This is a genomic window from Bacillus sp. Root920 (assembly GCF_001429445.1).
Taxonomy (GTDB): Bacteria; Bacillota; Bacilli; order Bacillales; family Bacillaceae; genus Bacillus; species Bacillus safensis.
The window spans coordinates 1,252,084-1,272,792 of the sequence record NZ_LMJV01000001.1 but is presented as its reverse complement, the minus strand read 5'-3'; the positions used below and the strand labels follow the sequence as shown (position 1 = coordinate 1,272,792).

19 protein-coding genes are annotated in these 20,709 nt (G+C 41.6%); 7 read left to right on the top strand and 12 right to left on the bottom strand.

Translation table 11 applies throughout. From position 1 onward, the window contains the following. Positions 1-34: 34 nt before the first annotated feature. Positions 35-1,324 (top strand): cation:dicarboxylate symporter family transporter, encoded by a 1,290-nt coding sequence (locus tag ASE42_RS06120; RefSeq protein ID WP_024425470.1) that lies wholly within the window; start codon positions 35-37, stop codon positions 1,322-1,324. A gap of 34 nt (positions 1,325-1,358) precedes the next feature. On the opposite strand, the gene ASE42_RS06115 is transcribed toward ASE42_RS06120, so the two are convergent. The 7 genes from ASE42_RS06115 to ASE42_RS06085 all read right to left on the bottom strand — a co-directional run bounded on the left by ASE42_RS06115 (position 1,359) and on the right by ASE42_RS06085 (position 11,403). After that, positions 1,359-2,408 carry a M42 family metallopeptidase gene (locus ASE42_RS06115; protein WP_056766091.1) on the bottom strand — a complete coding sequence of 350 codons (1,050 nt, stop codon included), beginning with the start codon at positions 2,406-2,408 and terminating at the stop codon, positions 1,359-1,361. 143 nt (positions 2,409-2,551) lie between these two features. Continuing rightward, complete coding sequence (locus tag ASE42_RS06110; RefSeq protein ID WP_056766090.1) at positions 2,552-4,861, bottom strand: YhgE/Pip domain-containing protein; 2,310 nt, start codon at positions 4,859-4,861, stop codon at positions 2,552-2,554. 64 nt (positions 4,862-4,925) lie between these two features. After that, positions 4,926-5,504, bottom strand: coding sequence for a TetR/AcrR family transcriptional regulator (locus tag ASE42_RS06105; RefSeq protein WP_024426555.1), 579 nt, complete (start codon positions 5,502-5,504; stop codon positions 4,926-4,928). A 173-nt stretch (positions 5,505-5,677) separates the two neighbouring features. Beyond that, complete coding sequence (gene hemY / locus ASE42_RS06100; RefSeq protein ID WP_056766088.1) at positions 5,678-7,090, bottom strand: protoporphyrinogen oxidase; 1,413 nt, start codon at positions 7,088-7,090, stop codon at positions 5,678-5,680. A gap of 22 nt (positions 7,091-7,112) precedes the next feature. Then, positions 7,113-8,051 (bottom strand): ferrochelatase, encoded by a 939-nt coding sequence (gene hemH, locus ASE42_RS06095; RefSeq protein ID WP_024426557.1) that lies wholly within the window; start codon positions 8,049-8,051, stop codon positions 7,113-7,115. 32 nt (positions 8,052-8,083) lie between these two features. Next, positions 8,084-9,142 (bottom strand): uroporphyrinogen decarboxylase, encoded by a 1,059-nt coding sequence (gene hemE, locus ASE42_RS06090; protein ID WP_056766086.1) that lies wholly within the window; start codon positions 9,140-9,142, stop codon positions 8,084-8,086. Between the two features lie 125 nt (positions 9,143-9,267). Continuing rightward, positions 9,268-11,403: a transglycosylase domain-containing protein gene (locus ASE42_RS06085; RefSeq protein ID WP_024426558.1), complete on the bottom strand. Its 2,136-nt coding sequence runs from the start codon at positions 11,401-11,403 to the stop codon at positions 9,268-9,270. A gap of 127 nt (positions 11,404-11,530) precedes the next feature. Between ASE42_RS06085 and ASE42_RS06080 the strand changes: the two genes are divergently transcribed. Next, positions 11,531-12,016 (top strand): antibiotic biosynthesis monooxygenase family protein, encoded by a 486-nt coding sequence (locus ASE42_RS06080; RefSeq protein ID WP_056766083.1) that lies wholly within the window; start codon positions 11,531-11,533, stop codon positions 12,014-12,016. Positions 12,017-12,081: 65 nt separating this feature from the next. Here ASE42_RS06080 and ASE42_RS06075 read toward each other — a convergent pair whose 3' ends face one another. Beyond that, positions 12,082-12,369, bottom strand: coding sequence for a hypothetical protein (locus ASE42_RS06075; protein ID WP_225315487.1), 288 nt, complete (start codon positions 12,367-12,369; stop codon positions 12,082-12,084). A gap of 148 nt (positions 12,370-12,517) precedes the next feature. On the opposite strand from ASE42_RS06075, the gene ASE42_RS06070 reads away from it, so the two are divergent. Beyond that, positions 12,518-13,705: a M20 family metallopeptidase gene (locus ASE42_RS06070; protein WP_024426560.1), complete on the top strand. Its 1,188-nt coding sequence runs from the start codon at positions 12,518-12,520 to the stop codon at positions 13,703-13,705. A 230-nt stretch (positions 13,706-13,935) separates the two neighbouring features. On the opposite strand, the gene ASE42_RS06065 is transcribed toward ASE42_RS06070, so the two are convergent. Genes ASE42_RS06065 through ASE42_RS06055 form a run of 3 tightly spaced genes read right to left on the bottom strand, consistent with a single transcriptional unit; the run spans position 13,936 to position 16,642 of the window. After that, positions 13,936-14,643, bottom strand: coding sequence for an EcsC family protein (locus ASE42_RS06065; RefSeq protein ID WP_056766081.1), 708 nt, complete (start codon positions 14,641-14,643; stop codon positions 13,936-13,938). Positions 14,644-14,688: 45 nt separating this feature from the next. Then, complete coding sequence (locus ASE42_RS06060) at positions 14,689-15,909, bottom strand: ABC transporter permease (protein ID WP_056766079.1); 1,221 nt, start codon at positions 15,907-15,909, stop codon at positions 14,689-14,691. Then, positions 15,902-16,642 (bottom strand): ABC transporter ATP-binding protein, encoded by a 741-nt coding sequence (locus ASE42_RS06055; RefSeq protein ID WP_024426563.1) that lies wholly within the window; start codon positions 16,640-16,642, stop codon positions 15,902-15,904. Before ASE42_RS06055 ends, ASE42_RS06060 begins: the two co-directional genes overlap by 8 nt. Positions 16,643-17,128: 486 nt before the next feature. On the opposite strand from ASE42_RS06055, the gene ASE42_RS06050 reads away from it, so the two are divergent. From ASE42_RS06050 to ASE42_RS06040, 3 genes are all read left to right on the top strand, one after another. Then, the gene (locus tag ASE42_RS06050; RefSeq protein ID WP_024425457.1) at positions 17,129-17,557 is read left to right on the top strand and encodes an HIT family protein; all 429 of its coding nucleotides are present in this window, start codon (positions 17,129-17,131) and stop codon (positions 17,555-17,557) included. A 359-nt stretch (positions 17,558-17,916) separates the two neighbouring features. Further along, positions 17,917-18,996, top strand: coding sequence for a 3-phosphoserine/phosphohydroxythreonine transaminase (gene serC, locus ASE42_RS06045; RefSeq protein WP_044333715.1), 1,080 nt, complete (start codon positions 17,917-17,919; stop codon positions 18,994-18,996). Between the two features lie 127 nt (positions 18,997-19,123). Beyond that, positions 19,124-19,642, top strand: a complete 519-nt coding sequence (locus tag ASE42_RS06040) for a tryptophan transporter (RefSeq protein WP_024425455.1) — start codon at positions 19,124-19,126, stop codon at positions 19,640-19,642. A gap of 253 nt (positions 19,643-19,895) precedes the next feature. Here the strand turns inward: ASE42_RS06040 and ASE42_RS06035 are convergent, their stop codons facing one another. Then, the gene (locus ASE42_RS06035) at positions 19,896-20,087 is read right to left on the bottom strand and encodes a hypothetical protein (RefSeq protein ID WP_024425454.1); all 192 of its coding nucleotides are present in this window, start codon (positions 20,085-20,087) and stop codon (positions 19,896-19,898) included. Between the two features lie 128 nt (positions 20,088-20,215). On the opposite strand from ASE42_RS06035, the gene ASE42_RS06030 reads away from it, so the two are divergent. Next, positions 20,216-20,572 (top strand): YtxH domain-containing protein, encoded by a 357-nt coding sequence (locus ASE42_RS06030; RefSeq protein WP_024425453.1) that lies wholly within the window; start codon positions 20,216-20,218, stop codon positions 20,570-20,572. The last annotated feature ends 137 nt before the right edge of the window (positions 20,573-20,709 follow it).

The following is a 20,709-nucleotide window of genomic DNA, read 5'->3' as shown; positions in this document are numbered from 1 at the left end:
TATTCCTTTAATGAATATGTTAGGGAGGAAATCTATGAAAAAATTAAAATTTGGATTGGCTACTCAAATCCTAATCGGTCTTATTCTCGGTGTCGTTGTTGGGGCAATCTTTTTCGGTAACCCAGGTGTCGAGACATACTTAAAACCAATTGGAGACTTCTTCTTAAGACTCATCAAGATGATTGTCATACCAATTGTCGTATCCAGCTTAATTTTAGGTGTTGCAGGTGCGGGTGATGGTAAAAAAGTAGGGAAACTAGGTTTTAGAACCATTCTTTATTTTGAAATTATCACAACATTTGCGATTGTCCTTGGTCTTGTCCTTGCAAACTTTGTACAACCTGGTGCAGGCGTTGACTTTGGACATGCAGAAAAACAAGATATTAGCCAATATGTTGAAACGGAAAAAGAGCAAAGCAGCAAATCAGTTGCTGATACGTTCCTTCATATCGTTCCAACGAACTTCTTCCAATCATTGGCGGAAGGTGATTTGCTTGCGATTATTTTCTTCACTGTGCTATTTGCACTTGGCGTTTCAGCGATTGGGGAACGCGGTAAACCAGTGCTCGCCTTCTTCGAGGGTGTATCACATGCCATGTTCCATGTCGTCAATGTTGTGATGAAAGCTGCACCATTTGGTGTATTTGCACTCATTGGTGTGACCGTATCAAAATTTGGTCTTGAATCTCTTATTTCATTAGGTAAGCTTGTAGGTCTTGTTTATTTTGCGCTCGCTCTCTTCCTTATCGTTGTATTCGGAATTATCGGAAAGATGATTGGCGTCAATATTTTCAGATTTCTTGCTTACATGAAAGACGAAATGCTTCTTGCCTTTAGTACATCCAGCTCTGAAACAGTTTTACCAAGAGTCATGGATAAAATGGAGCGCATCGGATGTCCAAAAGGCATTGTTTCGTTCGTTATCCCAATCGGTTATACATTTAATCTGGACGGTTCCGTCTTGTATCAAGCCATTGCTGCACTTTTCCTTGCACAGGTATATGGCATTGACCTTACGATCGTCCAGCAGCTTACACTAGTTCTTGTGCTGATGGTTACATCTAAAGGTATGGCTGCCGTTCCTGGTACTTCATTTGTTGTATTACTCGCGACATTAGGAACGATCGGTGTACCTGCTGAAGGTCTTGCATTTATTGCAGGTGTGGACCGTATCATGGATATGGCGCGGACAGTTGTAAACTTAACAGGAAATGCACTTGCAGCTGTTGTCATGTCTAAATGGGAAGGGCAGTATGACCCTGAAAAAGGACATCGTGTGATGACTGGACAAGAGGCACCTGAGCCAACACAGCTTTCAAGCTAATCAAAAAGAACCCCATCTATCAGGGGTTCTTTTTTTATGCTGTGATTAATGGTGATTGAACATAGTAGTAAAGGAGATCCGCTGTATGGATAAGTGAATCTTCATGTGTTCTTTCAAAAGCATGCGAGGAGTCTATACCAGGACCTATCAGTCCATGAATGATATCATGCCCTGCTCTAATGGCTGCTGATGCATCAGAGCCATAATAAGGGTAAATATCAAGGCGGTAATCAATGTTGTTCTCTTCTGCTAATGCAGCTAAATGCTTGCGTAATCCATAGTGATAAGGGCCGCTCGAATCCTTTACACAAATCGATACACTATATTCATCTGTTGATTGACCGTCACCGATCGCACCCATATCTACAGCTAGATATTCCACTGTTTCTTCTGGAATATTCGAGTTGCCGCCGTAGCCAATCTCTTCATTATTGGAAATTAAGAAATGCGTCGTATGCGGCAATGTGATCTTTTCCTTTTGAATCCGGTGGATGAGACGCAAAAGCAGCGCAACACTTGCCTTATCATCAAGATGTCTTGATTTAATAAACCCTGAAGACGTCACTTCCACTCTCGGATCAAATGAAATAAAGTCCCCTACTTGAATGCCAAGTGCTTTGATATCGTCTGCATTTTTCACCTTTTCATCGAGACGAATCTCCATATTTTCTTGATTTCGTTTCGCTTTTCCAGCATCCGCATAGACGTGTACGGATGTTTGATGCATAAGAATGGTCCCTGTGTATGTATGGCCTGATGCTGTTTCAATTTCACAATATTCGCCTTCAATTGAGTTATATTGAAAGCCTCCAATGAGTGCAAGACGAAGCCGTCCATTTGATTTAATTTCCTTAACCATCGCACCGAGCGTATCAACATGCGCTGTCAGCATGCGGTGTTCTTTGTCATCTGTCCCTTTGATGGTGGCAATTAATCCGCCTTTTCGATTTCGTTTTGTCTCAATATTCAAATCTTGTAAAAAACGTTCAACAAAGCCGATCACTTTTTCTGTATTGCCTGATGGACTTGGGATTGATACGAGCTTTTGAATCAGCTGAACGGTTTCGTTTACTTCAGTTATCATTCGGCATTTCCTCCTTTGTCTGAAAGCAATTCCTTCCATGTATGCCTTTTTCAGCATCTCTTCTTAAAATATATCGCTTCAGGTTCGAGATGTCTAATTTCAAATGAAAAATCCTTCCTCTATAAAGAGAAAGGATTCATAGATTAAGCTTCGTCCTGTTTCATTTTTCTTACGTTCCAAGCAAAGTATGCTGTTGTTGCTGCCATCATGATGATCGCAACTGTTCCAAGGATCGCTGCTTGGTGCCATAAATAGCTGTCATCACCGCTTGCAATGATCGTTCTAAATCCGTTGATGGTATACGTCATTGGAAGCAGACTATGAATGACTTGGAAGAATTTCGGCACAAGCTCAAGCGGGAATGTACCAGCACTTGCTGCGAGCTGAAGAACCAAGATAATAACGGCAATGAAGCGTCCTGGGTTCCCCATAGTTGTCGCCAGCAGCTGAATGATCGCTAAGAATGTCAGACTGACGATAATCGCAAAGAGATAGAAGCGCCAGAGGCTTTCCACCTCAAGACCAAGCCCAAAGATGAGCATGGAGCTTGCAATGACTGCTTGCAGGATACCGACAAAGAGGAGCACACTATATTTGCTGAAAAACCATTCAAACGCATTTCTAGGGCGTCCAGCAGGGTCTTTCATTGGGAATACAACAGTGAGCATGAGAGCCCCTACAAAGAGTCCCATCGATAAAATATAAGGTGTGAGCCCTGTACCATAATTATCGATCTTTTTCGCTGTATCATTTTCTGTTTTCACGGGACTCGCAATCATATTGTAATTGTCTTGACCCGCATCAATTTCTCCTGTTTCATCTGCGGCACTTTTTAATTTATCGGACAGCTTACCTGTACCGCTCTTTAAATCTCCCAATCCTTTATCGAGTGATTTTGAACCTTCAGCAAGCTTAGATGTGTTGCTTTGGATATTCGTTGAACCACTTTCCAGCTTATTTAACGCTGCACTAAGCTGGCTTGAACCATTCGCAAGCTTATCTGCACCGCTTTTCGCTGTATCAAGCTTTCCATTTGCTGTTTGCAGACCAACTTGTAATTGGCCTTGACCTGTTTGGAGCTTCAGTGCACCTTGATACAATTTATTCGTACCAGATGTCATTTGATCAATCGCATTTTGTATCGCGACTGTAGACGTGTACAGCTGTTCCGTTTTCTTTGGCAGCTGTTTGACTTGCTGCAGCTGAGCTTTTGCAGAAGCAACCGCAGATTGAACCTCACTAGCATCAGGCAGTTCCTGCAAGGCCGCTAAGCTTTGTTCAAGTCCAGACAGATCAGGCAGTTCGATTTTAGGCAGACTGTCAAGCTGATCCATTGCCGCCTTTTTCTCTTCATCTGTCATTGAGCTGTTTTGGATGATGCTTTTTACTTTAGCATCTCGATTCGATAACGCTTCTTTTAATGAAGCCAGTTTTGTACTAAACGTTTTTGCGTCTTTTTTCACCTGATCAAGTTTAGGCGCCATCTTTTCAAGATTCGCTAATTCTGGTGACGACAAGACTTTTTCTACTGCTTCAATTTTTTCTGAAAAAGATTGTGCTTTGTTGTTTAGCTGCTCAATACCCGCTGTAAATTGCGGCATTTTAGAAGCGAGCTGCTGATGACCTTCGCGGCTTGTGTTTAGCCCTTCAGTCAATGTATCAATCCCTGTACCAAGCTCTCCAAATTTCTGATCGATGGTTTGATAGCCTGTTAAGAGCTGGCCAAGACCGCTGTCAAGAGATTGTATCCCTGTGTTCAGTTCACCCATTTTACCAGCAAACTGATGAACACCTTCGCTATAGGTTAACGTTCCCTCAGCCAATTTTGCTAGATTTTCTTTTAATTTGTTACTGCCATCTTTTGCATTTTTTGTTCCGTCATCAATTTTCTTCGCACCATCGCTTGCTTGATCTAAGCCTTTTGCAATCGTTTTGAAGTTATCAAAAATGACCTCTGCGTAATTTTTTGTGACTTCCTTTGAAACCGAATCTTTTAATTTGATAATGGCATTATTCGCAATTTGTGACGCCGCATAGTTGGCGCCTGGATTCGTATAATATTTCAGATTCGATTTTTTCGGATGTTTATCAAGGACTGTACTTGCATTTTTCGAGAATTCCTTTGGTATTTCCACGACGAGATAATAATCCTCGTTATTTAATCCCTTCAAGGCTTTTTCTTCACTATCGATAAAGTTCCATTTGAAATTATCATTTTTCTTTAATTCCTTCACTAAATCATCGCCGACATGCAGTGTTTTTCCGTCATAATGACTGCCTTCGTCCAAGTTGACAACTGCTACAGGCAATTGATCAACTGTACCATATGGATCCCAGTACGCTTTTAAAAATACACCGCTGTAAATCAGCGGAATAAATAAGACAGCGAAAATCGGGATCAGTAGTTTTTTGCTCGTCACAATGTCTTTCCATTGATTCCGAATTAAATTCATTGCTGTTTTCCTCCCATAGATGAATGACTAAATTTAGAATTTGGTCATTTGAACTTAAAAAAAGTTATCTTGCTGCTAAAAGTCCTTTGAGTACATAAAGCTCCAGCGACTCGGCCACCTCTTCTTTTGTTAAAGGCTCGTATCGCTTTTCCCAATCAAAAATAAGTGCAATATATAGTTTCACCATCACAAATGCAGTCAATTCAGGATCACATGGCTTAATATCGCCTTTATCAATCGCTTCTTTTACTTTCGTTTTAATATAGCGAATGATCATTTGCTCCATCTTCTCAATCATTTCCTTGACCGCTGACGTGCCAAGCTTCGCATTTTCCTGAAAGATTTTGATTGTGAGCTGGTGATTTTTTCGAAATTCCAATATTGCAAAGAGTGCTAAATGAAGGTTTTCAGAGAAACTTTTCTCCTCATCCATTGCTTCATCCGCAATTTTCCTCATCTCACTTAAAAGGGATGTAAAAATTTCATCGAACAGCTCTTCTTTGTTTTTGAAAAAGGTATAAATGGTTCCTTTTCCGACGTTGGCAAGCTTCGCCACAAGGTCCATTGTGGTGGCTTTATACCCGAATTGAGTAAATGCCTTCGTAGCCCCGTCTAAAATCATTTGTCTCCTATCAACACTCATGATCTCACTCCCAAAATGACTATTTGAACGTTTTGGTCATTAAGTACAGAAAGTAATATACCATATCCTTTTCTCCAGATGCAACAACTTTGTTCACTTTTATGATTCACAACTCTTTTTGAATTATTCGAACATGAAAAACTCCCTTTCCTTGATAGAAAAGGGAGTTTGTTTTATGAAAATAGATAAGATACAGCCTCTGAAATGGCAGCTTTTCCTTGATCAATACAATCAGGGATTCCGACACCTTCAAAAGCAGCACCTGTGATATAAACACCAGGATATGATTGCTTAAACGTTTCTCGCATGTTCGAAATGGCTTTTTGATGACCGACGTGATATTGCGGCATGCTCGTCTTCCAGCGAGTCACTGTTGTCAGTTCTGGATCTGCTTTAATATCCATAATTTTCTTCAAATCCTCCAGTACAATGCTGACGATTTGATGGTCTGACTGTTCGACAATTGATTCGTCGCCAGCCTTCCCTACATAAGCACGCAATAATGTTTTTCCTTTAGGAGCTGTATGCGGCCATTTTTTGTTCGTCCACGTACAAGCTGTAATAGAGAAATCACTGTTTCTTGAGATGACAAAACCAGTACCGTCATATTCATTATGAACATCCTCTTCTTTAAAACCGAGTGCAACCGTTGCAACAGAAGTAGATGTCATATCATGCAAGTACTCAAGCCCCGCTTCTTTTGGAAACATGGAATAGATCGATTGATGAGGAGTTGTCACAATGGCTGAATCAGCCAAAAGCGTTTGACCGCTGTCTAACTGCACACCGTAGCCCCCATCTGTTTTTTCAATCTGCTTCACTTTTGTCCCTTTATAAATCGTTGTCAGCTTGAGCTTGCTTTCTACTGCTTCAACAAGCGCTTGAAGTCCTTGATTGATCGTTTGGAACTGCCCTTGTTTTTTCGCTGTCACTTGCTGCGCTTTCGCATGCTGCTGTGATTTTTTCATCCCAAGAATCAAACTGCGATGCTTTTGTTCTGTTTGATAAAACTGCGGGAAGGTGGACATTAAGCTGAGACGGTCAATGTCACCTGCATAAATGCCTGATAGAAGAGGTTCGATTAAATTCTCAACTACTTCATCACCGACACGTCTTCTAAAAAATTCACCGAGCGACTGATCTTCTGTTTGCTTGCTTTTTGGCAAGACGAAATCCATTGCGGCTCTCGCTTTTCCTGCAACTGAAAAAAGACCGGTTGTGATGAATGGGCTGATTTGAGTTGGAATACCCATGACAGCGCCTTTTGGCATCGGGTGAAGGGTTTCATTGACTAGTACATACGCCTGCCCTGTTTCATTATTGACGAGCTGATCGGATAAACCTACATCTTTCGCCAGCTGCGGTCCACTGACCTTTCTTTCTAAAAATGAATCAGGTCCACGTTCAATGATGTAGCCGTCTTTATATAATGTTTGGATTTTTCCACCTAGCCTAGGGCTCGCTTCAATAAGAGATATTTGAATGGGAAGACCTTTTTCTTCGACTTCCTTTTCCAAATAGAAGGCGGCGGCTAAACCAGTGATGCCACCGCCAATGATGACAAGGTGTTTTTGATTGTCATGCATAGGATCGCCTTCTTTTATATAATTACTTGCTTTCGTCAAGCTTCTTTAATACGACAGTTGCGAGGGCATCAATAAATGCTGGTTTCGCATTTGGCATTTCTGGTCGATAGTAGGCTGCACCGATTTCATCTGTCACGACTTTACATTCATAATCGTTGTCGTATAACACTTCAAGATGGTCAGCGACAAACCCAACAGGCACATATACGAACGTTTTATAGCCTTTTTGTTCGAATAGGTCCCGTGTTAAGTCTTGAACGTCTGGTCCAAGCCATGGATCAGGCGTGTTGCCTTCGCTTTGCCAGCCAATTTCATAATGTTCAATTCCTGCACCTTCTGCAATCATTTTGGCAGATTGTGCGAGCTGATCAGGATATGGATCTCCTGCTGCAATAATCTTTTCAGGAAGGCTGTGTGCAGACACAATGAGTACGGCTGATTCTCTTTCCTCTTCACTCATTGATGCATACGTATCCTTCACTTGTTTCACCCAATAGTCCACAAACTTCGGCTCATCGTACCAGCTTTCCACAGACGTAATCTTCAGATTGCCAAGCTTGTCTGCCTCATCTTGTGCACGCTTGTTATACGATTTCACGCTAAAGGTTGAAAAATGCGGCGCAAGAACAATACTCACTGCTTCTGTGATGCCGTCCTTGTGCATCTCTGCAACTGCATCCTCAATGAACGGCTCAATATGCTTTAAGCCAATATAGACATGAAATTCAATGTCGTCTTGGATGTCGTTCAAATGATCACACAAACCATTTGCCTGCTGTTCGGTAATTTTTGATAAAGGAGAAATACCGCCGATTGCCTTGTAGCGATCCTTCAAATCTTGCAGCATCTCTGGCTCCGGCTTTCTGCCTCTACGGATATGTGTATAATAACGCTCAATATCTTCTTCTTTATATGGGGTGCCATATGCCATGACAAGAAGTCCCATTTTCTTTTTCTCCACAACCAACACTCCTTCAGATCATTTGAAATAGTTTAGATGGATGATTTTTTATGTGTCGCTGAATAATCGTGAATAAAATCTGTCAGCTTCTTTAACGTATCTGGTGAAACATCTGGAAATACCCCATGACCTAAGTTAAAGATAAAGTGATCTGATTTCATTCCTTGATCTAAAATATCTTTTGCTCTCTCTTCAATGACTTCCCAAGGAGCAAGTAAAATAGTTGGATCAAGGTTCCCCTGTAACGTTTTTGTGAGCCCTTCTTTTCTTGCTTCGTCTACACTCATACGCCAATCCAGTCCAACCACATCAAGCGGCAGGTCATGCCAATCTTTCGCTAAATGGCTTGCACCAACTCCATACATGATCATTGGGACGTTTTCAGACTTCAGCTCCGTGAAAATTCGCTGCATGACAGGCTTAATGAATGTCCGGTAATCTGCTGCATTTAAAGCACCAACCCATGAGTCGAAAATTTGAAATGCGCTGACCCCGGCTTTTACCTGCGCACGTATGTACGTGATCGTCATATCAGCTAACTTGTTCATGAGCAGCATCCACGCCTCAGGATCACTGTACATCAGCGCCTTTGTTTTATGATAATTTTTAGATGGACCGCCTTCAATCATATAGCTTGCCATCGTAAATGGTGCGCCAGCAAAACCGATAAGCGGAACATTCAGCTGCTCCTTCGTTAAAAGCTGAATGGTATCAAGCACATATGGCAGGTCTTCTTCAGGATGAAGTTCCCCAAGACGTTCAATATCTGCTTTAGATCGAATCGGTGCATCAATCACAGGTCCAATTCCATTTTTAATTTCTACGTCCACTCCAATAGCCGGAAGCGGGGTCATAATATCTTTATATAAAATAGCGGCATCTACACCATATTGTTCTACAGGAAGTCTTGTTACATAAGCACATAACTCTGGCTGATGCGTAATTTCAAATAGCCCGTATTTTTCTTTAAGGGCACGATATTCAGGCTGTGAGCGTCCTGCCTGTCTCATATACCAAACTGGTACATGGTCTGTTTTTTCCCCTTTACACGCCTTTAAGAACGTGTCATTAAAAACCTTCGTTTTTCCCATTACCTTTCATTCCACCTTTCGCCTTATACTCTCTTTTTGTACAAGGCTCAAACCTGCTTTTACTATACCGTTTTTTCAAGGCACGGTATACTAAAGCGGCTCAATGTTCAAAAAATCGCCGAATATTAACGTCCAAAAGCCTCTGGCTTGACATATGGACTGCCTTCTCCTTCTTCTTGCGTTTGGGTATTATATGGAACAACCTTATACTCTGCATTTGAAAATACATTGGCATACGGCATTGTATAGCTGTCCACGCCTGTCACTGTGTCGATCAGCGTCTCGCTTCCATTTCTCTTTTCATAGATGCGGTATTCAATGCGTTTATCCTCCTGATTGTCCCAAGACAGCTCTAATGTAAACAAGCCTTTGATTTTAAACGCATAGCGGGCTTCAAATCCTGATAGTCCTTCTAAATGGATGGGCGACTCGAGCTCTTTTATCCCCTCTGGTTTTTCAAACGTTTCATTGGTGATTTGAGCTGCTGTTAAAATATCTTTAAACAGCTGCACAGGGTATTGACTGCCTCCAGTTAAATAGTGGCTGTTATCGGTTTTGTCATACCCCATCCAAATTGCACCCGTTGTACTAGGCGTATAGCCGGCAAACCAAGCATCCTTTGTTGCACCTTTCACACCTGAATATGTGGTCGTACCTGTCTTACCTGCTAAATCTCCAGCGTATGAACCGCTCTGGGCTGTCCCGCCCTTGACAACTTGCTGAAGCATTCTTGTCATATTCCAAGCATTCTGCACACTAAATACTCGTTCTTGCTGACTACGATTCTTTTCTACAGTTTCTCCTTCATCATTGGTGATTTTTTGAATAAAGAAAGGCTTTTTATATACGCCTTCATTTGCAAAAGTATGAAAGGCTCCAGCAATCTGTAATGGAGAAACTCCTTTTTCTAAACCGCCAAGTGCAATAGCTAAGCCTTTATCCGAGATATCTATCCCCATTTTCTCGAGATATGATTTCGACATATCAATGCCCAGCTGGCTTAATGTCCACACAGCAGCGGTATTTTTACTTTTCATGAGGGCTTCCACCATTGTGACCCTGCCTTCATACTGCCCATCGTAATTCTTAGGTGAATAGCCATCATAGCTTTTTTCTTTGTCTTCAAGCAGTGAATAAGGTCTGAATTTTTTCTCCTGCATTGCCGGACCGTAGACTGCGATCGGCTTAAAAACAGATCCCGGCTGCCTAACAGCTGTCACCCTGTTGTAGCCTCTCGCCTGATATTCTCGTCCACCGATGGCTGCTTTCACTCCACCAGACTCGTTATCAATGAATACGGCGCTGCCTTCCGGAGAACCGCTTTTTCCCGGGAAATAACGGTTGTTCTTCATCGCATCATAAGCGGTTTTTTGCAGATTCATATCAATCGGAACTGTAATGGTATAGCCGCCTTGAAGCAATTGTTCATGCGAAATGGCATACTCTGATTCTGCTTCTTTAATAATGAGATCAACATAGCTGTCCACCCAAGGCGTTTCTGATTTCTTTTTTAAATGAATGCCTAGTGTTCTCCCTTTTGCTTCTACTGTTTCTGTTGAAGACAAATATCCTTGTTCGTTCATTAAATTCAGGATGGTGTCCCGCCTCTGTTTATTTTTATCAGGGTGTAAAACAGGCGAGTAAGAAGATGGTGCCTTTGGCATCGCAGCGAGTGTGGCACCTTCGCTGACCGTTAAATCTTTCACATCCTTACTAAAATAATAATTGGCTGCTGCCTGAATACCATAAACACCATGGCCAAAGTAAAGCTGATTCAAATACATCTCTAGCAGCTTATCCTTTGAATAATCTCTCTCTAAATTAATGGCAATAATGACTTCTTTCGTTTTTCGAAGAAAGGTTTTGTCATTTGTGAGAAAAATATTTTTTGCGAGCTGCTGGGTAATTGTACTGCCGCCCTCTACCTTCCCTCCTGCTAATATATCTCGATAAACCGCCCTTGAAATAGACTGTGCATCAATTCCGTGATGCTCATAAAAACGCTTGTCCTCGACAGCCACAAAAGCTTTTGCTACTTTATCAGGCACCTCTTTTAATGACACAGGGTCCCGATTTTCTGAATACATGCTTGTGAGTTCTTTTCCATTCTGATCAATGATTTTGGAGGAAGCGTGAAAAACAAGCTTCTTTTCATCTATGACATAATGTCCTAAAAATAAAATCGTCAGATAGCCAATGAATGAGAGTACGATTGTACTTCCTGCAATGACTAATGGAATGATTATCTTCTTTTTCTTCAAATTAGGTCACCTCATTCCTTTATACGGATAGTATGGGATGTATTGCTTCATAATATGTTTTATGGATTGACTGCCAAAGAATTATATATCATTCTTTTGTTATACTATCAAGCAGGAGGCGGTTTAGATGAATTTCTATATTACATATGGAACAGCAGATTTTTTGCATAAAATCGCAAAGAAACACCATCTGGAAAATCTGCTTTATATGGTCGGAAAAGAACAAGCAGCTCTTTTTCATGAAACGGAGGGTGAGACTGTATTTAAAGCCCCTCATGCCTATGATGTGATTTATGCGAAAGGCGGGCTTGTCCAATCTGGTTTCGTCACCTTGAATCATATCCCTGTTAAGCTTGAAAGCAGAGCACTGTTTGAATCCACCTTTCAGAAAAAGACGAACATCTCAGAACATCAGCGCGGCTTCCAGGCTATTCGCGTTTTAAGACCTAAAAAAGATGAAGAAGTTTATTTGATTTTGACACTTTGGGAATCAGAGGACTTATTTCAAGACTTTCAAGAATCAGAAGCATTCTTTCAGCCACACGAGGATACAGGCTCCATTTTCTCTCGTCCAGCTTACCTCACATCCTACCATGCCGTCACAGACAATTAAGGAAGTGCTGCTCTCAGCACTTCTTTTTTTCATTAAAAAAAGCCCAGTCGCCTGGGCTCTTCATTTTATGAACTTGATTTCAGCTCGTACCGGTGAATGATCGGCTGAAGCACATAGAAATTCAGCAATATCCACCCTAATAAGACCGGCCACTTCAACATAGGTGAAGCACCTTTCAATTGAATCAGCAGCACCAATAGTGGAATCAAGCAGATCATAAAAAAACTCATTTTTGAGACAAAGGTTTCTTTGATTTGATGCCGGCAGCTTGGACACATCATCATTTTCGTATGTGATAAATGAAATTTTTCGACGAAAGAAAATGTTTTTGAACAATTTGGACAGCTTCCCAACGCTACTCCTCCCTTTCCCTGCTTCATATCAACTTCGACTTTTATGTAAAATGACCTTTGGATACTGACCACGAAATCCTCTTCTGTTGAAAGATTCTAACAATTACCATACAATCAGTAAAAGAGCATGAAGGAGGTTTTCGATTCAATGACAATATCCACTTTACAAAAAAGCATCAATGAACGTCTTGATGAACATTATGAGGAAATGGTTGAAATTAGACGCCATCTCCATATGAATCCTGAACTTTCTTTTCAGGAAGAAGAAACAGCCGCTTTCATCGCCAGCTACTATGATACATTACAAATACCTACGCGCACCAAGGTGGGCGGTCATGGCGTACTCGCTTTTATTGAAGGAGCTTCTCCGGGACCAACCATTGCCCTCAGAGCTGATTTTGATGCACTTCCCATCCATGATGAAAAAGATGTACCTTACAAATCAACAAAGCCTGGTGTGATGCATGCGTGCGGTCACGATGGGCATACTGCGACACTTCTTGTATTAGCAAAAGTCTTGCATACGCATCGTGATCAATTAAAAGGAAAGATCGTCCTCATTCATCAGCATGCAGAAGAATATGCTCCCGGCGGTGCAAAACCAATGATTGAAGACGGCTGTTTAGACGGGGTCGATGTGATATTCGGTACGCACCTTTGGTCTTCAGAGCCTTGTGGCACGATTCTTTATAAAAGCGGGAACTTTATGGCAGCGGCCGATCGTTTCTCCATTCAAGTCCAAGGGAAAGGCGGACATGGCGCCCAGCCTCATTTAACCAAAGATGCCGTACTCATCGGTTCACAAATCGTCGCAAACCTGCAGCAAGTCGTTGCACGTAAAGTCAATCCAATTGATTCTGCTGTTGTTTCTGTTGGAGGTTTTGTAGCAGAGAATGCCTTTAACGTTATTGCAGATTCAGCTGTTTTAACGGGTACAGCACGATCCTTTGAAGAAAGTGCACGGCATATTATCGAACGAGAAATTGAACAGGTGGTAAAAGGGGTATGCCAGATGCATGATGCTGCCTACACATATGAATACGTAAGAGGATACCCTGCTGTCAAAAACCATCCAAAGCCGACTGAATATATTGCTGGCATCGCAAACCAGACAGAAGGTGTCACAGAAGTAAAAGAAGCGGAAACCCAAATGGGCGGAGAAGACTTTGCTTACTACCTTCAGCATGTCCCTGGTACCTTCTTCTACACAGGCGCCATGCCGGAAAACAGCAAAGACGTCTATCCACATCATCATCCAAAGTTTGATATCAACGAAAAAGCAATGCCTATCGCAGCAAAGGTTCTCGCTAACGCCGTTCTTTCCTACAATGAATAAAAAAAAGCCGCTGTCATCAGCGGTTTCAGCGTGTAGACAAACCCTCGCATTCGGTGTCAGGTCTGCGCTCCGGTGCTCACGAATGTCAAATTCGCTCCGCTCCGCTGCTCGTCCTTCCTAGACTGCAAAGGTTTTCTATCACGCTGTGCTGAAAAGAAGACAAAGGGCTAAAATAAAGATTATTTTAGCCCTTTGTCAACAATCTGAAGCCGCTGTCATCAGCGGCTTTTCTATTTCATTTCTTTCAATATTCGCAAGTGAAATACATGGCGTGCAACCTCTCCGAGCTGTCCTGTCAGCTGATGATTTGCCACCCCGCCAACAGCGGCTCCGACGACCGGCATTAATTGAAACAGCTTTACAAGATCAATATAATCTCGATACTCCTGCTGAAAGCTGTACCAATCCATTTCCTCGCGGCTCGTTTCCCAATCATCTATGATCTTCATCATTTTTTGACGATGGGCACTGCTGGAAAAGGCGAGCTGAAATATACAGAGCAAAAAGAGTCTTTCCTCCTTTTGAGATAAATCAAAGCCATAAATACTCGCCAGCTCATAAAGACATTTCATCTTTATGCTCAGCAGCAGCGGAAAGTCTGCCATTCCGAGGAATAAACCGCCTGCACCTGTTCCAACCCCTTCGATAGCAGCCGCCTTTTGGTAATACTTCACTTTATCCTTTGCCAGTTCATTTCGTTCTACAATAGATAATTGTTCATCAATCACTGAAAATGAAGTAAAGTGTGATCCTGATACGGTGGATTCAACCATTGTTTTGACTGCACTTGTGATGACTTGATGAAACCTGGCAGGAATTCGGCGGTTCACCTGCTGCTGAACTCCTTTTGAAAACCGTTCGATCTTTGAAGGTTTTCTTAAAAAACGTGTTTGAAAAAGAATGGCTTCTTCATACAACTCCCATTCAGCTGCATTCATCCGGTCCCCTCCTTGATGTCATCATACGCTCGCTGTAATCTCCACTTATCTCATCTTTTTTAACCTGCTTTGTACGTAAGGCTTAAAGAGGACAAGCACAAACGCTACAGAAATGAGAAGGGCAAGTCCGCTTCCCTGCCAGCCTCCTGCTGGAAGTACCGCACAGCTCAGCAATATCGATTGGATGATGAGCACATTACGGACGAGAACAAAAAAGCTTCGATCCTTTTCTTTTTGAGAAACTGGATAAAGTGCCTGTAATGAAAGATGAGCAAAGTGCTTCGTTAACGGCACAAGCTGTACACCTGTGATAAATACTGTGAACAAGACTAGTAACGCACCCACCCAGCCTGCTGCACCTGTATACAAAATAATCAGGACAAACACGGCCGTTAATCTAAACACCAGACCAAAATAGTCATTTGAGCGTACAAACGCCCTCACATACATATAAGAAAAAGTTTTACGCTGATCATAAGGAACAAACTTCAACATCCAGTCCATGTATGCTCTTCTTTTCACCTGTTTCTTTAAGTGAGGAACATCTGTAAATAAGTTTGCCAAACGATAAAAGCGCTGCTTCCGTTTTAATTCATCAGAAATATGCAGTTCCCATTGAAAGGGCTGTTTTTTCACTGCATTTGTTAAGTAGACAAGATAGACACCATAGATAAGATAAAAAACGATTGCAATCGCATAGGCTGCCTGTAAGATGGTGTAGATCAACATCATATTTAATAGAAAACGAAGGGCTGCATCGAGCCATCTCACGTGTTTTCCTTGAAAATAAGTCATTCTCCATTGAATGGCTGTATTCAGGCCCTTTATTAAGATCATTTGCGCCAATATCAGCACATACTCCGTGATGCCTCCTGAAGACACCGCCGAATAAAGCGGAAGTGCGACAATGGATACAGCAATGAGAGGAAACAGCTGAGAAATGAAACTAAAGTTAAACGCTTGTTTTAAGTAAGGCTCCATCTTCCCTTCCAAAGGAAGCAAAAACACGAGATCGGCTTCTTTAATCAACGTACGTACGTAAGAGCTTGTCAGCACCAATGAGAAAACAACTGCCATCACCCAGTAGGATGGGAAGTGAGCTGGAATATGTTTGAGCCAGCTGCTGTACCAGCTTGCTCCGCCTGCAAGGAAAAAAATGAGCACAATGACAAGATGATCGTTGAACATGTATTTTAAGTATTTTCTTGTTTCTTGTATGTGTTCCTCTAATCTTGATTTCCAAATAGTAAGCGTTGTTTTACTCATAGCTTTCTTCCTTTGTTAATTCCAAATAAAGATCATCGAGTGTCGCATCTCTCATATCGAACTGTTCTCTCAGCTCTGCCAGTGTTCCTTTCGCTCTGATTTCCCCTTCGTGCAAAATAATGAAGGAATCACAATAGCGCTCAGCTGTCGCTAAAATATGCGTTGACATCAGGACACTAGCGCCGCTTTTCTTCGCTGCATTCATCCGTTCAAGCAGAGCATTGATTGCAAGAGGATCAAGCCCTAAAAACGGTTCATCGATGATATACAGCTCTGGTTCCACAAGGAATGCACACATAATCATGACCTTCTGCTTCATTCCTTTTGAAAAATGAGCAGGGAACCATTTCAGCCTTTTCTCCATTCGAAATTCTTTCAGCAATGATGGCAGGCGTTCGTCTAATTGTTCCTTTGATAGACCGTAAGCCATCGCTGTCAGCTCTAAATGCTCTTTTAACGTTAATTCTTCATATAAAACAGGTGTTTCAGGAATAAATGTAAATTGTGAACGATACGCCTCTTGGTCGTCTTGAAGAGTTCGTCCATTCAATTCAATGACACCTTTATGCGGTTTCATGAGCCCGATAATATGGCGGATGGTTGTACTTTTCCCCGCCCCGTTTAAGCCAATGAGACCGACGATTTGATTTCTTTCTAATTCAAATGAAATATTTTTTAGAACGGGATTCTTCGTATATCCGCCCGTTACATCTTTTACAGTGAGAAGGGACATGAATTCGTTCCTTTCTTTCTTTTTTCCTTTATAGTAACAAAAACGAATGATAATTTGAAATGTTTACCTATAGACGAGTCATGAATAAAAAATAGGCGCTTTGGTCATCATAATGTATGTAGAAGAAATGAACTTGATGACCAATAAGTAAATGAGGTGTTTGTTAAAGGCAAAGAACCGCATGACAAGTTGGTTTTTCATCTAAAAACCTTAGCTTCTGTTTTGCTTCACTGATTCTTGATTTTTGTGTCCTATACAATATGTATACGACAAACCAAAACGTCAAATGAGGTGTTTACGGCAGAAATAGCAGGCACATGAATTCTTTATTTCAGTCAATAGAGAATTCAAAAGGCATTCGAATGAAAGCATCAGCATTTCTTCTGCAGGAGCAGGATGAGCGACCAAAGGAGTTCGCTTGTCCTGTTTTCTTTTTTGCTTCTTTTTGTGATACGATAAAGGAAAAATAATGAGGAGTGACATGGCGTGAGCGACTGCATTTTTTGCAAGATCATTGATGGAGACATTCCATGTGCAAAAGTATATGAAGACGAGCATGTATTGGCTTTTCTTGATATCAGCCAAGTAACAAAAGGACATACCCTTGTAATCCCGAAAATACATAAAGAAAACATCTATGAGATGACACCAGAAGTGTCTAACCACTACTTCCAAGCGATTCCGAAAATTGCAAGGGCGATCAAACAGGAGTTTGAACCAATTGGGTTAAACCTCCTGAACAACAACGGTGAAAAAGCCGGTCAATCGGTGTTCCATTACCATATGCATATCATTCCGCGCTACGGAAAAGGCGATGGCTTTGGTGCCGTATGGAAATCACACCAAGATCAATACACGTCAGAGGATTTAAAAGACATTTCTTCTGCCATCCACACGCGGCTTACCTCATCTTAACAGGTGAGGTTCAGCGTGTAGACAAACCCTCGCATTCGTTGTCAGCTCTGCGCGCTGGTGCTCACGAATGTCAAATTCGCTCCGCTCCAGTGCTCGAGCTTCCTAGACTTCAAAGGTTTTCTTTCACGCTGAAAAAAAGACAAAGGGCTAAAATAAAGATCATTTTAGCCCTTTGTCAACAATCTGTACCTCATCTTAACAGATGAGGTTTTTCTTATTTCTGCCCTCTTTTTATCGCTACCATCTCTTAATAGTAAGATATTTTGAACGATTCAAATTTTTTGTCCAAATGCTTCAAATTTGTGATAGGATGGTTTTATCTTTTGATCCATTAACGCGAGAAATAGGGAGAGATTGTGATGAAGCGAACGACAAATTTTAATGCTGGTCCGGCGGCACTGCCGCTAGAAGTGCTTCAAAAAGCACAGGAAGAACTTGTTGATTTTAAACAAACTGGGATGTCTGTGATGGAGCTTTCTCATCGCAGCGGTGAATATGAAGAAGTCCACAATAAAGCAAAAGCGCTTTTGGTGGAACTGATGGACATTCCAGAAGATTATGAAGTCCTCTTTTTACAAGGCGGAGCTAGTCTTCAATTTGCGATGATTCCTATGAACTTCTTACATGAAGGCGAAACGGCTCATTTCATTCAAACAGGCGCTTGGTCAGAAAAAGCATTGTCAGAAGCAAAAGGGTTTGGTCAGACATCTGTGCTTGCTTCAAGTGAAGATGACAACTACTCGTATATTCCAGAAGTAGATACTTCCGGTTTAACAGATGGTGCTTACTTACACATCACATCGAACAATACGATCTTCGGTACTCAGTGGAAAACGTTCCCGCACACGTCACTGCCGCTCATTGCGGATATGTCCAGTGATATTCTCAGCAAAAAAATAGACGTTTCTTCATTTGATCTCATCTATGCTGGGGCACAAAAAAACCTAGGGCCTTCAGGTATCACGATTGTGATTGCACGCAAACGTTTATTAGAGAAAGAGAAAAGCAGCACGCCGAAAATATTAAAATATTCAACACATGCAAAAGCTAACTCTCTTTATCATACACCACCGACTTTTGCGATTTATATGCTGTCACTTGTCCTTGAGCATGTCAAACAAGCTGGCGGTGTAGAAGCAGCGGAAAAACGCAATGAACAAAAAGCAGGCATTCTCTATGATACCATTGATCAAAGCGGCGGTTTTTATCAAGGGCATGCGCGCGCTGACAGCCGTTCACATATGAATGTCACCTTTACTCTTCGCGATGATGCACTTACTTCTTCCTTTGTGGAAAAAGCAAAGCAAGAGCAAATGGTTGGACTTGCCGGCCACCGTTCTGTCGGTGGATGCAGAGCATCTATTTACAATGCGGTCTCAATTGAAGACTGCCAAAAGCTTGCGGACTTTATGAAAAAGTTCCAGCAAGAAAATGAGTAAAAAGGCTTTTCTATAGAGAAATAAATTTGTTATAATAACGAGAAATATAAAGTCATGACTCTTGCAATAAATGATGAGCCATATTATTGGAGAGTCCTATAAGAGCTTAGCAGAGGAGAGCATAGAAATGAAAACAAAAGAATTAGTGATTATGTCATTGCTTGCAGCAATGGGAGCTGTCTTGCATACGATTTTCCCACCCATCTTTTTCGGAATGAAACCTGATATGATGCTGGTCATGATGTTTTTAAGCATCATCCTTTTCCCAAAGGTACAGCATGTTGTCGTGATTGCGCTAGTGACTGGTGTCATTTCTGCATTAACAACGGGATTCCCAGGCGGACAAATTCCGAATATGATTGATAAGCCAGTGACAGCCTTTATCTTCTTAGCCCTTTTCTTATCTTGCTTGAAGATAAAGAACAAAGTCGTGCTGACCGCTGTATTAACTGCGATTGGAACCATCGTATCCGGCGTGATTTTCTTATCTGCCGCTTTACTGATCACTGGACTGCCAGCTGCATTACCGGCACTTCTTGTGGGTGTTGTCCTGCCAGCAGCCGTGATTAATACCATCGCTATGGTATTTGTCTTCCCAATTGCTCAGTCCATTCTGAGACGTGCAAGAATGATAGAAGTTGCTTAACGAATAACCGAACCTCTTCATGATAGATGAAGAGGTTTCAGATTGTTGACAAAGGGCTAAAATGATCTTGATTTTAGCCCTTTGTCTTCTTTTCAGCGTGATAGAAAACCTTTGAAGTCTAGGAAGGACGAGTACTGGCGCGGAGCGAATTTGATATTCGTGAGCACCAGCACGCAGGACTGACAAAGAATGCGAGGGTTTGTCTACACGCTGGAACCTCTTCATGATAGATGAAGAGGTTTTTTTCATGCTTTTATAAAAGAAAAAGGGTCAGCAGCAAAATGAGGAGCGAAATTCCTGCACCAGCCGCACACACAAGTGCTTTTTGCTTTAAAACATGTTTTGGCGGATAAGACCCTGCATACCCAAGCTGTCTTGCATAATGAATAGAACCACCTGTAAAAACGATGACGATACACATAAAAACGAACAGAAAGACAGACAACCTTCTCCCCTCCCTTTTCTTCAAAAGTATGCTAAAATAAAGCAAGCTATGTATGGAAGTTCAATGAAGCTGATCGTCAGCTCAGAGAGAACATGCGAATGTGTAAAATTTGACTAGAGGTGATTTGAATGGCTAGTGGACGTTCTTTATTAACAGGATTATTTGTAGGCGGTCTCCTCGGAGGTGCGGCAGTGCTCCTGACGACTCCCTCTTCTGGCAGAGATGTGCGCGGAAAAGTGAAAGACGGCTATGACAAATTCGAAGATACGCTGACAAAATTAAAAAGAGATGGACAAGCTTTAAAAGAGCAAATCGTGGAAACAGCAAAAGAAAGCGCAGAGGTAATTAAAGAAGTCGGGTCTGAATTGCAAACATCGATTCAGCAATGGCGCGAAGAAATCAAACCTCATCAGCAGGACTTACAAAAGGAAATTCAGGAAATTGAGGAAAAGCTCAAACAACTGGAGAAAACCTTACAAAACTAATATACTCACAAAAAAATATTCGTTTACAAAAGTGTGCGGGGTGCGTATCCCGCACTTTTTTTGTTGAAAAAAGGTTATTTTGACAATGTTTTTCATGACTTTTAAAAATTCTTGAATTTTCAGCTTTATTAATCTTT